Annotated in this window: 12 protein-coding genes and 2 tRNA genes; 10 read left to right on the top strand and 4 right to left on the bottom strand. The window is 52.8% G+C overall.

What is annotated here, in order from left to right:
• Window positions 1-85 precede the first annotated feature (85 nt).
• From AYT24_RS02450 to AYT24_RS02420, 7 genes are all read left to right on the top strand, one after another.
• Window positions 86-158: transfer RNA gene (locus AYT24_RS02450), tRNA-Gly, on the top strand.
• A 444-nt stretch (window positions 159-602) separates the two neighbouring features.
• Window positions 603-1829, top strand: coding sequence for an ISL3 family transposase (locus AYT24_RS02445; RefSeq protein WP_010932205.1), 1227 nt, complete (start codon window positions 603-605; stop codon window positions 1827-1829).
• 244 nt (window positions 1830-2073) lie between these two features.
• Complete coding sequence (locus AYT24_RS02440) at window positions 2074-2733, top strand: outer membrane protein (protein WP_010932204.1); 660 nt, start codon at window positions 2074-2076, stop codon at window positions 2731-2733.
• Between the two features lie 513 nt (window positions 2734-3246).
• Window positions 3247-3333 (top strand) — tRNA-Ser (locus tag AYT24_RS02435).
• Between the two features lie 343 nt (window positions 3334-3676).
• Window positions 3677-4051 carry a rhodanese-like domain-containing protein gene (locus tag AYT24_RS02430; RefSeq protein ID WP_164926873.1) on the top strand — a complete coding sequence of 125 codons (375 nt, stop codon included), beginning with the start codon at window positions 3677-3679 and terminating at the stop codon, window positions 4049-4051.
• Between the two features lie 422 nt (window positions 4052-4473).
• Complete coding sequence (locus tag AYT24_RS02425; RefSeq protein ID WP_010932199.1) at window positions 4474-5193, top strand: type 1 glutamine amidotransferase; 720 nt, start codon at window positions 4474-4476, stop codon at window positions 5191-5193.
• Window positions 5194-5334: 141 nt separating this feature from the next.
• On the top strand, window positions 5335-6714 hold the full coding sequence (locus tag AYT24_RS02420; RefSeq protein ID WP_010932198.1) for a deoxyribodipyrimidine photo-lyase: 1380 nt from the start codon (window positions 5335-5337) through the stop codon (window positions 6712-6714).
• Between the two features lie 777 nt (window positions 6715-7491).
• Here AYT24_RS02420 and rnr read toward each other — a convergent pair.
• Window positions 7492-9873: a ribonuclease R gene (rnr, locus tag AYT24_RS02415; RefSeq protein WP_164926872.1), complete on the bottom strand. Its 2382-nt coding sequence runs from the start codon at window positions 9871-9873 to the stop codon at window positions 7492-7494.
• 623 nt (window positions 9874-10496) lie between these two features.
• Here rnr and AYT24_RS02410 point away from each other — a divergent pair.
• Window positions 10497-11138 carry a hypothetical protein gene (locus tag AYT24_RS02410; protein WP_164926871.1) on the top strand — a complete coding sequence of 214 codons (642 nt, stop codon included), beginning with the start codon at window positions 10497-10499 and terminating at the stop codon, window positions 11136-11138.
• Between the two features lie 125 nt (window positions 11139-11263).
• On the opposite strand, the gene AYT24_RS02405 is transcribed toward AYT24_RS02410, so the two are convergent.
• From AYT24_RS02405 to AYT24_RS02395, 3 genes are all read right to left on the bottom strand, one after another.
• Entirely contained in the window at window positions 11264-12085 is an 822-nt protein-coding gene (locus AYT24_RS02405; RefSeq protein WP_164926870.1) for a hypothetical protein, read from the bottom strand.
• A 12-nt stretch (window positions 12086-12097) separates the two neighbouring features.
• Window positions 12098-12676 (bottom strand): RNA polymerase sigma factor, encoded by a 579-nt coding sequence (locus tag AYT24_RS02400; protein ID WP_010932189.1) that lies wholly within the window; start codon window positions 12674-12676, stop codon window positions 12098-12100.
• A 70-nt stretch (window positions 12677-12746) separates the two neighbouring features.
• Window positions 12747-13229 (bottom strand): DUF2127 domain-containing protein, encoded by a 483-nt coding sequence (locus tag AYT24_RS02395; RefSeq protein WP_164926869.1) that lies wholly within the window; start codon window positions 13227-13229, stop codon window positions 12747-12749.
• Between the two features lie 481 nt (window positions 13230-13710).
• Between AYT24_RS02395 and AYT24_RS02390 the strand changes: the two genes are divergently transcribed.
• Window positions 13711-14064 carry a P-II family nitrogen regulator gene (locus AYT24_RS02390; protein ID WP_010932186.1) on the top strand — a complete coding sequence of 118 codons (354 nt, stop codon included), beginning with the start codon at window positions 13711-13713 and terminating at the stop codon, window positions 14062-14064.
• 50 nt (window positions 14065-14114) lie between these two features.
• Complete coding sequence (locus AYT24_RS02385; RefSeq protein ID WP_010932185.1) at window positions 14115-15665, top strand: ammonium transporter; 1551 nt, start codon at window positions 14115-14117, stop codon at window positions 15663-15665.
• Window positions 15666-15794: the final 129 nt, after the last annotated feature.

Here is a 15794-nt window from a genome sequence, read left to right as displayed (position 1 = left end):
CTTGCCACACCCCCATAGACGCTGGCAAAAAATTCACCTACCTGTTGCACACAAAAAGAATTTTCCCTATAATTAGGGCTCTCAAGCGGGAATAGCTCAGCTGGTAGAGCACAACCTTGCCAAGGTTGGGGTCGCGAGTTCGAGTCTCGTTTCCCGCTCCGACGATAAAAAGCCTCCGAATTCGGAGGCTTTTTTTATTAAAACCCCTTTCAATGCCCTCTCTTTCACTGTTGTAGAATTTGTGCTGCAACGCTTGCTCGATTGTTCAAATTCAGGACGAATTTATATCAACGCCTTTTACTCTCGCAGATCTATTCAGGAAAGTGATTCTCATTAACGCTTACGTACGTTATCATCCTGTTCCCCGTTCCGCATCAAGCCAACAATAACGCGTCTTCCCCTGAACTATTGTTCAAAGTTTTATGCTGCGCCCCGAAACCATCAGCATCAGACTACTCGATCACATTACCGCCAGAAGGAGAATAAGCCGTTACAACATCCAATCTTTGGGCTCTTCGCAGAATATCGTGGAAAGCTGTGGCTGTAATGGGTAACTTGGCGTAGTCGTGCAATTCAAGCAAGCTAACCACATTGATCCGCCCATGCAGAGCCTGTCAAGCCATTACCACCAACTGTTAGGTCTTCCCTCAAACTGGGAAGTCGAGAACGTCAACTTGTCGATGAGTAGCCGGCAAGTGGAGATCAGACTGGCCTTTACCGGCAAGCAGGGCGAGTGTCCAATCTGCGGCCAATCATGCCTCATCTATGACCATGCCGCTGAGCAGCGGTGGCGTCATCTTGATACCATGCAGTTCGAGACGATCCTGGTGGCCCGTTTGCCTCGTTGCCAATGCAAGGAGCATGGAGTCAAAACCGTTCAGGCGCCATGGGCGGCACGGCATTCTCGTTTCACGTTGCTGTTCGAGAGCTTCGCCGTCGAGCTGTTGTTGCACTGTGCCAATATCAAGGCGGCGTCGCGCCTGTTGCGCTTGAACTGGCACACCGTCAATCAAATCATGCGACGCGCCGTTCAGCGAGGATTGGTTCGCCGGAAAACCGAAACCGTCGAGTATCTGGGCATCGATGAAAAAAGCTTCAAGGCGGGCCAGCATTACGTCACAACGCTGACTGATCTCGGCGAAAGGCGCGTGCTTGAGGTGGTCGAGCATCGCACGACCGAGGCGACCAAAGAGCTGCTTGCATCGCTGAACGACAGCCAGCAAGCAGGGGTCAAGGCGGTCTCGGTCGATATGTGGAAACCCTTTATCCATGCCGTTCAAGAGCTGTTGCCGAAGGCCGATCTGGTGCATGATCGCTTTCATATCAGCAAGTATCTCAATGAGGCTGTCGATCTGGTGCGTCGCAAGGAGTGTCGCCAACTCGACAAGGCCGGAGACAAACGCCTGATCGGCTCAACATATGTCTGGCTGCGTAATCCGGAAAACATGCGCGAACCGCAACAGGCCGAGTTGAGTGAATTGATGGAGGGTGAGTTCAAAACCGGACAGGCGTGGTCGTTAAAAAATATGTTTCGATTTTTCTGGCAGCTTGGTTGCGCCGATGCCGGGACGTTCTTTTTCGAGTACTGGTCGAAGCGGGTCGATGAGGTTGGTCTGGTTCCGTTGACGAAGGTCAAAGAGCTGCTTCAGCGCCATTTCGGCAACCTGTTGACCTGGTTCAAACACCCGATCACCAACGCAGTTTCCGAAGGCTTGAACAGCAAGATTCAGATCGTCAAGGCCTCTGCAAGAGGGTTTCACCGGTTCGAGAGTTACCGAATCCGGATTTTGTTTTACTGCGGAAAACTCAACATGGCTATCGGATCATGACGTAACCCAGCGCTCCTTTACCCACGATATTCTGCGAAGAACCCAATCTTTTGTCATACCGGAATCACATGACAAAAACCTGGGACAAGGGCAGGTTTGAGGGGGTTATTCATCACCATTTCGCTATTTGTGCACCATTATGTACATTTCAATCAGAAGAGAAGAATTTATACCGGCTGACAACGTAAAAAATCAGGATATCACTCATTACAGATGAAATCCACCAAACACAACCAAGTGTAAAATGAAGAAATACGCAATTACCTCTATAGCTGCAGCAATGCTATCGGCACCAGCTATAACAGCTACAGCGGATCCTTTATATATCAGCCTTTCTGGTGGACTGAACCTTATGAGTAATAGTGACGCGAAGGTTTCGGACACTGAGACATCGATCAAAAATGCTGTTGAGTACAAGCGAGGATATGCTCTGGAGGGCGCGTTTGGCGAAAAAACAGGTGTGTTCCGTGGAGAAATCGCCGTTGGCTACCAATCAAGTGATGTCGATAAGGTATTAGGTTCAGACATCGTTGAGCAATTGGGTGAAATCGATAATTACGAAGATCTCACAGTCACGGCATCAGCACTTACGGTCATGTATAATGTTTATGCTGATTATGACATGAAAGGGATACTCTCTCCCTATCTGATGGGAGGTCTCGGAGCAGCGTTTGTGGATATGGGAACTTCGTTCAAAGTCGATGGGGTCGAGTATGATAGTTCATACGACAAGACCGTATTTGCCTGGCAACTTGGAGCTGGTTTAGGTATCAAGATAACGAATAATGTAGCTCTTGACTTGGGCTACCGTTATTTCAAAACGGGAGACCTTGATTTGGAAAATAAGACAAAGCTCTCATTTGGAGGCAGCAAAATCCTCCTTGGAATGCGCTACAACCTCTAACCTGCTTTGACTATTGAATTGACGGCATCAAACCTTTTGATGCCGTCAATTCTTTTTGGCCCTATTTCATCTTACCATCAGTTCTCCCCCATCACGCACGGCTTTTCGTGAGCCTATTTTCCCCCTATACCGTCACCTTATCAGCCACAAAAAGACAGCGTCTTCATTCTCCTTCGACTCCTGCTATTTTTCAGGAGCAACCTGCATCTCCGGAAACCCATTTTAACTGCTATAAACCCCAACGATGCCAGAATCGACATGCGCTCCGGTAATCCGTTCAACGATACCTATACGGATACTGATTTCGCGTATTCCATAGCTGATAGCGTGTTGGAGATGCGGCATTTTCTTGAAGATGGCGAAGCCCTTGAACCAGATACTTCTTGGTAAAATACCCGCTAATGCTTATAATCACAATCCTTAGTAATGCGAGAATGATCAAAGATGCAGCTTACTGAACATATTGATCAGGAAATGGGGAAGAAAAATCACTAAGTGATTGCATTATAACACGGAGAGGTGCGAGAGTGGTTGAATCGGGCGGTCTCGAAAACCGTTGTGCGCGCAAGTGTACCGTGGGTTCGAATCCCACCCTCTCCGCTGAACAGTAAAGTCCGAAAAGCCCTGCAAGTTCAGGGCTTTTTGCTTTTCAGGCCACACTGGAACCGTCGTCCCGCTTGCCAAGTTCATCCTTCCGGAGGGACGCCTTGCCATCGGTCATGACCGTGATGGATCGGCGCATGGTTCTTTTTCCGATATTTTGTATTATCCGTACCCGCACGGGCATCGGCAGAAAAAGCAACCGCCCCTCGCCGCCCGGTGCGCCTGATAACCGCCTGTTTGCACAATGGCTATCGCCACGGCCAGAGCTGGCGGAAAAGAAACAGGCACTGAACAGATGTACATTTTACAAGTAACTAACTCTCGAAGCACTATGTCCAAGATGAGCAATGTGAAAGAGGTCAATGCCTCTACCGCCTTTTCGATGATAAAAAAAGGAGCGCTCCTGGTCGATGTCCGCGAAACCCGGGAAATCAACCGCAAAGCGTTCGGCGTCTCCGATTATCTGTCGGTTCCGATGAGCCGGTTCCAGAGCAGCCTTCACGAAATCCCGGCGGAGCGCAAGGTGATCCTCGCCTGCCACAGCGGCAACCGCAGCAGCATAGCTTCGCGCATCCTGGTCAACAGCGGCCACCGCAAGGTGCACAACCTGCAACACGGCATCATCAGCTGGGAGCGAGAAGGGCTACCGGTCAGAAAAAAGGAGTCACCAAGCCCGTTGACCATGCTATTCCAAATGTTCCGCAAAGAGGCCTGAAACATTCCCGAACTGACAGGCAGGCCGGAAGCATAGAAAAATCGACCAGCGGAATATTTCCGGAAAGGAACTCTCTCGTGACGCTCTCGGCCTGCACTCAACGGCGAAAACAAACATCGCAAGCAGCAACTTTGCACGCATCACTGAGGCCCAAACTCCGCAAAACGCTGGAACACCGCGCCTTGGCAATCAGGCTGTAAACCTCTCGCTTCCCGCCTGAATGCTCAATCTCCCGCACTATAGACGATCCGACCACGAACAATCTTTCGATTAAAAGATTTACCCTCAGCAACAATACTATCGAAGAAAAATCGTTTTCCTTCCAAAAAAGCTTTACTTTATAAAAGCAAACAATAGTTCAGATACCGGCGACGACTGAACGGATGCTGTTCCTTTTTGGTTTTAGATAAACCCCAATATCCATGTCTGGTACCATACTTGTCGTTCAGAACATCAGCCACGAAGGCCCTGGACTTCTTGCAAATCTGCTGGAAGAACATGCCATCAATGTTGAACTCTGTGATCTTTCAAAAAGTGAACCCATCCCCGATCCATCCGGTTATGCCGCCATGGTGGTGCTGGGTGGGCCGCAAAGCGCCAACGACGCGACGCCGCAGATCACCGGCGAGCTGAAGGCTATCGACAAGGCACTTGACGCTGGCGTGCCATACCTCGGCATCTGTCTCGGCTTGCAGCTTCTCGTGAAAGCTCGCGGCGGCAGCGTGGTGAAGTGCCACCAGAAAGAAATCGGGTTCCGTGAACCTGACGGCGAACCGTTCATGGTGGAACTGACCGGCGACGGCAAGCAGGATGCACTGTTCCTCGGAATGCCGGAGCGGCTGCGCGTGTTCCAGCTTCACGGCGAAACGGTGGAACCGGCGAAGGGCATGACGCTGCTCGCCACGGGGCGCGGCTGCAAGCATCAGGTAGTGCGGGTCGGCAGCAACGCTTGGGGGCTGCAATGCCACTTCGAGATGACGCCCGCGATGTTCGAAAGCTGGATCGGCATCGACGCCGACCTGAAGGCGATGAACCGCGATGAGCTGCTCGCGGAGTTCGAGGCCATCAGCGAGGAATACACCGAGACCGGACGCTCGATCTTGCTCAACTTCCTCGCCGTGACCGGCCTTGTCAAACCGTGAACGTGCTGACGCGATGAACGTATTAATGCGGCCATAACACCAATCGACGTCAAAAAAAGAGATTGGGCTAAAACCTTTATTTTATATTGTTTTATCCGTATACCCCGGGCTAAAGTCCGGGGCAATTGTTTAAGCATTTTAATGGCCAAAGCAATAACAATCGACGAGCGCCGGATACTCCGCCTGAACCAGCGCGAGGATCGACAAGGCCCGGTAATCTATTGGATGTCGCGCGACCAGCGCGTGCGCCACAACTGGGCGCTGCTTTTTGCCTGCCAGAAGGCGAACCAGCTCGGCCAGCCGCTCGAAGTGGTATTCACCCTTTCACCCAGCTTTCTCGGTGCGCCGATGCGCCACTACGACTTCATGTTCCGGGGACTTCGCGAGGTGGAAACGAGACTGCGTGAGCTGGGCGTACCGTTCACTGTACTCTACGGCGAACCGGGCGAAACACTGCCGAAGTATACTGAAAAGCGAAACGCCGGGGTGGTGGTGGCGGACTTCTCGCCGCTAAAGCTGGTGCGCGGCTGGAAGCTGGCTGTTGCACAGCAGCTTTCGTGCGCATTTTATGAAGTCGATGCGCACAACATCGTGCCATGCTGGCTGGCTTCGCCCAAGCAGGAGTACGCCGCGCGCACGATCAGGCCGAAGCTCAATGCCCTGCAAGGTGAGTTCCTGACCGGCTTCCCCGAACCGGAACTCCGGCATCAGCCCGACACATTGCCACCCCCGGTGCAGTGGAATGCGATGGAAACGCTACTCAAGGTTGACCGTTCAATCAAGGCAGTACCCGGTCTGGAACCGGGCGAAACGGCAGCGGAAGCGCGTCTGCGCAGCTTCGTCACTGGCCGCCTGAGCCGCTACGCCGACGAGCGCAACGATCCCAACTCCGGCGCAGTCTCGGGCCTCTCGCCCTACCTGCACTTCGGCCAGCTCAGCGCCCAGCACGCCACCTTCGAGGCCGCCCGGAGCAAAGCTTCAGAGGTCAACCGCGAGGCCTTCGTCGAAGAGCTGTTCATCCGCCGGGAGCTGTCGGAGAACTACTGCTACTACAACGAGCGCTACGACTCGTTCGACGGCATTCCGGAGTGGGCAAAAAAGACGCTGATGGAGCACGCTGGCGACCACCGCGACGCCATCTACACGCCGGAGCAGTTCGAGCGGGCGCAAACGCACGATCCGCTCTGGAACGCCGCCCAGACCCAGTTGCTCGAAACCGGCATCATCCACGGATATATGCGCATGTACTGGGCAAAAAAGATTCTCGAATGGAGCGCAACCCCGGCGGCAGCCTTCGATATCGCGCTCATGCTCAACGACCGCTACGCCCTTGACGGGCGCGACCCCAACGGCTACGTCGGCGTCGCCTGGTCAATCGGCGGCCTCCACGACCGCCCATGGACCGAGCGTCCGGTCTATGGCACCATCCGCTACATGAACTCAAACGGCTGCAAACGAAAATTCGACGTCCCCCGATATATCGCCGAAATGACCGGCAAGTCGCAGGCTACACTGTTCTGAGAGAAGAGGACAATTGGCGGTATCGAATATTTTCCGCTATTTTTACTTAGAAACTATAAAAGCCACAACTGGAAAGAGAAAAAATCGCTTGTAAGCCGTTTCCTACCATCAGAGTTTTAGATGAAAACCATAGAAGCAACGCTCTAAATAAGAGGATTCGCTTCGGAGGTTAAGTGACTGAATTGAAGAGATATTTTGTAGCTATTGACGAACTTCCTATCAAGTTTCCGACTCACACTCATACGTCGCGCTTCTGGGAGAGCCTTGGGCGGGTGGTTGCTACGTTCGGATTTCTCGAAGAGATACTCACGAAAGCTGTGTTTGCGTTAACCGCGACACGAGACTATTCAGAATCCGAGATACAAGATGCATATGATCAGTGGATTCCTTTTTTGGAAAAGACGTTGACTGATCAGTTCGGCTCGCTAATAGATTCGTATGAAAAGGCTATCAAGGATCATCCTGATTCAGTCAAGAATCACCCTGATTCAAATATCGAAGACTTTGATGACTTCATATCTAGTCTTCGAGAAGCCGCTAAAATACGCAATATCATCTGCCATGGTTCATAGCCTCCACCAAATCAAAATCAAAACGGAGCATCAATTCCATTTTTCATAAATCGCGAAAAAAGAGGTTTTTGATACTCCAATTGATTGCGAATTTCTTGATCAGCTCCAAAGACACACTAGCGAGCTTGCAGCAATGGTTATTAGTACAGTTACAGCAATGGGATGGCAGTTCCCAGGGTGTTCAAGTGGCCCATCCAACCCTACCTCACGCCAGCGTGAGATCGATTGTTCTTCTTGTCAGATCGACTTCGTGCACCTTTACCTTCAACCGCTGGCCGATTTGCAAGCGGCGGTGTTTGCGTCTGCCGACAAGTGAGTAGGTAGCCTCGTCGTACTCATAGTAGTCGTCCTTGAGGTTGCGCATATGCACCAAGCCTTCGATGGCAAAGTCGGTCATGCGCACGTAGATGCCGTATTCGGTGGCACCGGTGATGACGCCGTCGTAGGTGTTGCCGAGATGCGCCGACATGTACTCAACCTGCTTGAGCTTGATCGACTCGCGCTCCGCTTCGGTAGCGATCTTCTCGCGCTCGTTAGTGATCTGGCACACCTCGGTGATAGTCGCGGTGATCTGGCTGATCCTTTCGGGCGTGACCTTGCGGCGCTTTTTGCGCGTCGTTTCGTACTCGAACAAAATGCGGTGCACGATCAGGTCAGGGTAGCGCCTGATGGGCGAGGTAAAGTGCGTGTAGTGCTCGAAACCGAGGCCGAAGTGGCCGTCGTTCAACGGCGAATAAACCGCCTTCGACATGGAGCGCAGCACCAGCTCGTTGACCAGGAACTCGACGTTGGTGCCGCGCACCTTTTGCAACAGCTCGCGCAGCGCTTTGGACGACACCGTGGCGCTGTCTTTGCCCTTGCGGTCGAGCTTGAGGTCAAAGCCAATCTTGCGCACGAAGCTGGCCAGCACCTGCACCTTCTCCATCTGCGGCGCGCCGTGCACGCGGTAGATCACCGGATGGGGATTCTTTTCGTTCTCGGCATAACGGGCAGTCAGGTAAGCAGCCACCGTGCGGTTGGCCAGCAGCATGAACTCCTCGATCAGGCGGTGGCTGTCGAGCCGTTCCTTCTTGATCACCTCGACAGGCTCGCCATTGCTGCCAAGTTTGAAGCGCACCTCCTCGGTCTCGAATTCAAGCCCGCCCGACTCCATGCGCTGGGCACGGATCTTCTTGCTGAGCTGGTCGAGCGCCTGCAACTCCCTGAAGTAATCGCCCTTGCCCGCATCGAGAATCTGCTGAACATCCTCATAGGTGAAGCGGCGTTTCGAATGGATGACCGTCTTGTGAAACTCAAACTTCGTGACCTCACCCTTTTTGGTGATGTTGAAAAAGACCGAGAAAGCCAGGCGATCCACCCCCGGATTAAGGCTGCACACCTTTTCGGAGAGGCGGGAGGGCAGCATCGGAATCACGCGATCAACCAGATAGACCGAGGTCGCGCGCTTGCGGGCCTCCTTGTCGAGTGCCGAATTCTCCGGCACATAGTGCGACACGTCGGCGATGTGCACGCCGACCTTGTAGCCGCCGCCATTGCCAAGCGTCTCGATGGAGAGCGCGTCGTCGAAATCCTTCGCATCGACCGGATCGATGGTAAAAACATCCTTGTCGCGGATGTCGAGTCGCTCCTTCAGATCCTCATCGGTAATTGCTTCGCGAACCTTTTCGGCGAAGGTCAAGAGCTCCGGCTCGAAGGTTTCGTCGATACCGAGACCGCGAGCGATAGCGCTCACCTCGACCTGTGATTCGCCCGCCGTGCCAAGAATCTCGATCACCCTGGCCTGAATAGTGCCACTCTTGAGGAACTCCAGCTCTCCGGCAAGCACCTTGTCACCGGCCTTGGCCTTTTTGGCCGCCTTGAGGGGAATATGAATCTCGGGCAGAATCTTGCGCTGATCGGGCTTGAGCAGGAAACGGCGATTCTCGCGGTGCAGCGTGCCGACCACGGTCACAAGCCTGCGTTCGATCACGTTGACGACGAGGCCTTCGCAGCGCTGGTGCGGCGACTGGCGCGAAGCATAGGATTCGGGTACTTTGGTGACCTGCACCTCGACCTGGTCGAGATGCAGCGACTGGCCAAGCATGTCGGCACTGATGAAAATATCGTCGTCAAAACCATCGACATCCACAAAGCCGTAGCCGTTCGGATGGGTCGTCAGCTTGCCGGTGTATATCTGACCGACCTTGTAGCGCTCCTTGCCGGGTTGCGGAAAGTGAGGCCCCTCGATGAGGTGCTCCTCATAGGTATCGGCCTCGAAACCAGCCCAACCGTAGCAGCGGTCGCTGTCCTTGTCGATGACGCCTTCTTCCTGCAACTTGTGCAGGACATACCAGAAGCCGGGAAGCTGGCGAGACTCGCCGTAGCCCATTTTGCGGGCAAGCTCCACCGAGCGGAAACGCTCGCCTTCGTGGTCAGTCAGAAATGAAATGATCTCGGCGCCAAGCGAAGTTTCACCGCGCCTGAAAAGAAATTCGTTGATCAGAATATGATCGTTCGCCCGCACCTTTTCCGTGCCATCCTGCCGGGCCGGTCTGTTTTTCTTTTTCTTCTCGGGACGTGTTTTGGTAGTCTTACGTTGTCTTGCCACTCAATTACAATTGAAAGATTGGTACAAATCTATTCACGATGTTACGGGAATAACTCCTCTGCTCGTCACAATCCAGAACGCAAAACGCCATCGCGCCGGTACTGTTGACATGGATGCAATTTACGAATATTGCCCGGTATTGTTACCTGGCAGTCTCGGCCTTTGGTCCGGCCATACAGGAACGGGAGTGAAAAACAGGCTTTGAATTTAACAAAATGACAACCTTTTCCAGCATATTTAATTGTTACACCTTGCGAAACGCGAGTTACCCATAATATTTTCGACGACGCCCGTTCACTGACCGACCTGTTCTCGCCGGGTTGTTTTAATAACAAAAACAGCTATCATCGCAACGCCCTTCTGGTCAGGAGCAGGCCCGGGATCACAGGAATCCAGACGGTAACACCTCGCAAGAGCAGCGTCGCCATCAAGGCGGTTTCGACCTTCGTCCCCATACTGACCAGGTAAGCTCGAAGGTGCCTAGTCCGAGCGGAATCAGCGCGATATGTTTGCTCCTTTCCATACCATTCTACCGTTTGGCATGCGAAAAGATGCAAACACTCAGTTTGCCAAAAAATCCCTTAACAACCCGATGCTTTCGCTTATTGATCCTTTACTGAAAGGTGTCAGGCATCATAACATCGATTGCCCAGCGCCTTGCGTCTGTAACAAAAAGCGACCTTCCCGAAAAGAAGCTTGCATCACTATTAAATATAAAAGGAGAGGCCCCTCATACTCAGGGGCCTCTCCTTCAATTTGCCGCAGTCCAAAAAACCCGGATGCTCATAACCATAACCATACAACACTTTTCATCACTGCATCCGGTCTATCAGCGGCTGAAGCGTCAAGGTTACTTTGCCTCTTCAGCTTTCTTTTCCTCAGCCTTCTTGGCAACCTTTTTCTTGGCGGCTTTCTTTTTCTTCACAGCCTTCTTTTTGGCTTCGGCCTTCGGAGCCTCGGCTTTCTTTTCGCCAGCAGGTGCGGTAGCAGCAGGCTTTGCAGCAGGTGCGTCAGCAGCGAAGGTGACACCGGTGAAACCAGCCATGCCAAGAGCGACGATCATGCTGATGATGAAATGCTTTTTCATTGTTTTTCCTTATTTGGATTTTGTTTTTTTATTGCGTTTTTCGGAAGCCTCTTTGTTGCCTTCCTGTTTGTTGATACGCGGGCCTGAAAGTTTTCTTTCAAAATTTTTCTCCCGACGCAAAAATTGTTTTGAAACAGCACACGAAAGCAAAGACGCGCACAGGGAAAAAATCCATTAAACAATTGAATTTGAATGAGATAAAGACTTCGCTCTGCCCGAATGGAAGGAACATTCAGGTGGGCGACCCCGATGGGGTGTCAGGAATAACGCACGCCAGTCACGACGACGCTCCTTGCCGCCGTTTCACTTCAGTTGCTGAGCGGGAGATAGCGGTGACGCGGGCTTGCCGCTTGCCGAACTCTTTTTCACGGGTGTCGGCTTCGGAGCTTTCGGATGACGATGGTGGCTCTTTTTGACCCAGGGTCGGATCGTTAGGGCCTTGAATGTGCTCTGGCCGGTTTTGAGGCCGGTGATTTTCAGATATTTACCGGTCACTATCTTCGTGCCGGGACGCGCCCTGGCGCGAGAAAGATCGACCGTCCAGAAATGGTGCCGGTAGTCCCTGATGACCAGCGTGCTGTCGCCAGGCGTGTAGCGCACCACCTTGCCGCCAAGCAACCCTTTCTCCTGCTGCGCCCAGAGCACGTCATTGGTATAGACCAGACTACCGTAACCCTCTACGTTATCAATAAGATAGCGGTGCACGTACTTTCCGATATCGAAAACATTGAGCAAACCGCACAGCAGGAAACTGACCAGAAGCGAACCGCCGATAACGCGGAACATCGGGTAACGGTACCCTTTGCGGGTGTGGCGAAATCCGTAAAAAGCGGCCACGATAAACAAGAAGAGCGCAAACAGCCAGACGTAGGGAATGCTCTGCACGATCACCTCAACAAGCGGACGCTGCTCGAAGAGTTTCTGGATACCGGCGCGATCGGTAATGTAATCGTTATCGAAAAACACATAGATGGCCGTAGCCATCGACACGGCCCCTGTGATGACCGAAATCAGGGCCAAGGCCCAGAAAACGGAGCGTTTCAGGATGAAATGCCAGCGCGGAATCGGAACGAGCTTCCTTTTTTCGATTTCATCGATGATCTTGTCAGAACTGATATTCGGCATGACTGTTCAGAACTAATTCTTTTCGAGAGAGGCCTTTACTTTCTTTTTTGCCCGATTGATGAGCGTTGCCACCGTACCTTGAGGCATCTGGAGAATGTCGGATATCTCCTCGTAGGACTTGTCCTCAAAAAACTTCAAGACAAGAATATCCCGATAGCGTGGCTCGAGTCTTTCCAGGACGGTCTGAATGTCGGAGACATCATATTGACCGTCGGCCCGGGAGAGTTCGAGATCGTCAACGATTTTTCCGAAAAACTCGTCATCGTCCCCTTTATCCAATACGAGCGGGCGATTCTTTTCCTTTCTGAAATGGGTGATGGTTTCGTTGTGAGCGATCCTGTATATCCATGAGGAAAAGGGCAAAGAAGCATCGTAATCATTGAGGTGAAGGTAAACCTTGATGAACACCTCCTGCAGGATATCCCTGGCCAGTTCCCTGTCACGGGCTCCCTGGCGGACGATATAGCGGAACAGCGGCTCCTCGTAGCGCTGCACAATTGCAGCGAACTGCTTTTTGTCTTCAAGCACTCCGGCTACCAGTTCCTGGTCGCTCTTTCTCGCTTTGGGACTATTGACTGAAAAACCTGCCATTTTGCATTGAACATTTCTTAAAAACCGAACCTTCCGGGCACACCATCTTTTCAATACAGGTCAACCGGGGTCACGCGTCGCCCTCATCGCTCTTCAGCACGCTCTTGCCGCGAATCAGCAGCCAAGCCATGTAGGCAACGATAATGAGGTTGATGGTCAGAATCCCCATTTTCAACCAGCTGAAGCCTTTGGCAAGCTCATAGAGCTCAATCGGCAGATAGACCCCGCCGCTCACCAGCGCGAACCACTCGGCCCAACGTCTCGCGAACCAGAGTCCATACGCCTCGATAAAGCGCATGAGCGCATAGATGGCGGCCAGCATTATCAGAAAGTGAAGCCGCGCTCCGGTCAAGTCCTGCATGAGCATCTTGGCCAAATGCGGCATGTGACTTGACGGATCGACATTCCATCGCGTTTTGATCTCGGCAATAATACCGGGAAGATCGCGGGAAACGAAAGTAGACAGCAGCAGCGCCAGCGACAAAACCAGAATCCCCTTTCCGGCCTCGAATATCGACACGGCTCTGAGGCCGCCCTTGAAGTTGTGAATCAATGGTCCCCTGATTTTCTGTACCGAATGGTTATAACAATTCACCGGCCTTACCGTTTTTCGAGCGTTCGAGGCAGATGAATTCAGAGACAATCTAATCACCTTTTTACGCATTTCGATCCGCCAAATCACGTCGGTCAAAAACGGATCTTTCGCAGAAAAAATGCGCTGAACACCTTGCGCGCAGAAGCCTCGTTCGTCCCCGGTACAATATTTCCATGATTTACCCTGCGACACACTGGCAATACTCTGGTTATTCAGCAAAAACACTTATATCAAAAATTTATTTTTTACTGAAATTTAATTTTTATACCTAAATTATTCTGATTAAATTTGAATTATACCTTAAATATTAAAATCAGACAGCAACTTAACACTCAATGTGGAGGAGACCTATGAAGTACGATTGAACAACCTTGCCAACGCGGCTCGCTACCGAGCCATTTCGTTCTACTATCAAACAATTAACGCAGTCTTTAAACCCATGAAAAAAATAGAAGCCATCATTCGCACAAGCCAGTACGAAGCGGTCAAAAAAGCCCTGCATGAGATCGACATCGATTTCTTCACCTGGTGGGACGTGACTGGGCAGGGCAACGACAAGAAGCACCGCACCGAGATCTACCGGGGCACCGTCAGGGACACCTCGTACATCTCGCGCCGCTACCTGTCGATTGTCGTTCGCGACGTCAATCTCCAGAAAACGGTCGATTGCCTGATCAAAAACGCCCGGACGGGTGAGGTGGGAGACGGAAAAATTTTCGTTTCGGACATCGAGCAGTCCTACCGGATCCGAACGGGAGAGAGCGGCGACGAATCGCTGTACAACAAGGACTAGGATTAAAACACAAAAAAATTATCACCAATTCATGTAAGTCAACAACCACCATGGTACAAAAACTGATTTTCATATTGACCGGAGTCCTCCTGATGCTGGGCATTGCGATGGGGGGTGATCTCCATGCCTACACGCAGCCCGATCCGTCGGGAGCCAAGGTCGGCGTGACCGCCGACATCTCGGCGGCAAATCCGGGAAAGCCAACCGCCGCAGAAATCACCGACCAGATCGGCAAGAACAAGGTCTCGATCAACATGGTGTGGGTGCTCATCACCGGCTTCCTCGTCATGTTCATGCAGGCCGGATTCGCGATGGTAGAGGCGGGCCTGACCAGGGCCAAGAACGCCGCGCACACCATGTCGATGAACATGATGATCTATCCAATCGGTATGCTCGGCTTTTTCGTGAGCGGTTTCGCCATCATGTTCGGCGGCCTCGGAACGCTCGGAACGCTGGGCGGTTATGAGGGACTCAATCAGGAGTTCGCCATCAACCTGTTCGGGCACACCATCGGCCTGTTCGGCATGAAAGGTTTCTTTCTGAACAATGTGTATGATGTCGGCGTGTTCGCGCTCTTCCTCTTCCAGATGGTCTTCATGGACACCACCGCCACCATCCCGACCGGCTCGATGGCTGAGCGCTGGAAGTTCTCGGCCTTCGCGATCTACGGCATTTTCGTTGGCACCATCATCTATCCGCTTTACGGCAACTGGGTTTGGGGCGGCGGCTGGCTGGCCACGCTCGGCTCGAATTTCGGCCTTGGTCACGGCCACGTTGACTTTGCAGGCTCCTCGGTGGTGCACATGACTGGCGGCGTGCTGGCTCTGGTCGGCGCGATCATCATCGGCCCCCGCATCGGCAAGTACAACAAGGACGGCTCGCCCAACGCGATTCCCGGCCACAACATTCCGATGGCCATCGTCGGCGCGTTCATTCTCGCTTTCGGCTGGTTCGGCTTCAACCCTGGCTCGACGCTCGCGGGCACTGACCTGCGCATCAGCGTGGTGGCGGTCAACACCATGATCGCCTCGGCGACCGGCGCGGCGGCCTCGATGCTCTACATGTGGCTTTTCAAAACGAAAAAGCCCGACCCGACCATGATGATCAACGGCTTGCTCGCCGGTCTGGTGGCGATCACCGCTCCATCGGCTTTCGTCAACGTGCAGGCGGCGGCGCTCATCGGCCTGATCTCCGGCGTGCTGGTGATCGAAGCGGCCTTCTTCATCGAGAAGGTGCTCAAGATTGACGACCCGGTCGGCGCGGTCGCCGTGCACGGCGTGAACGGCGCGTGGGGCTGTCTGGCGCTCGGTCTGTTCGCTGACGGCACCTACGGCGACGGATGGAACGGCGTTGCCGGTCCGGTCACCGGCCTGTTCTACGGCAACCCCGGACAGTTCTATGCGGAAGTGATCGGCGTGCTCGCCAACATCATCTACGTCGGAGCTATCGGCTGGGTAGTCTTCAAGCTGATCGACGTCACCATCGGCAACCGCGTCAACCCGGATGATGAACTCGACGGTCTCGACATTCCTGAAATGGGTGTCGAGGGCTACTGCGGCATCAGGCTCGACAAAAATTCCGAGACTCCGCTTTCGAAATAATCCTTCCATACAACATGTTCATCACGACGCCGCCTTTTACCGGGCGGCGTCTTTGTTTCAGCCGCTCGTTTCAAACCAGAAATCACCGTATTGGCATCACCATAAGCGCATGAAAATCGTTTCGTCTAT

The sequence above is a fragment of the Chlorobaculum tepidum TLS genome, assembly GCF_000006985.1.
In the GTDB taxonomy this organism is placed as follows: Bacteria; Bacteroidota; Chlorobiia; order Chlorobiales; family Chlorobiaceae; genus Chlorobaculum; species Chlorobaculum tepidum.
This window is presented reverse-complemented; position numbering and strand designations above follow the sequence as displayed.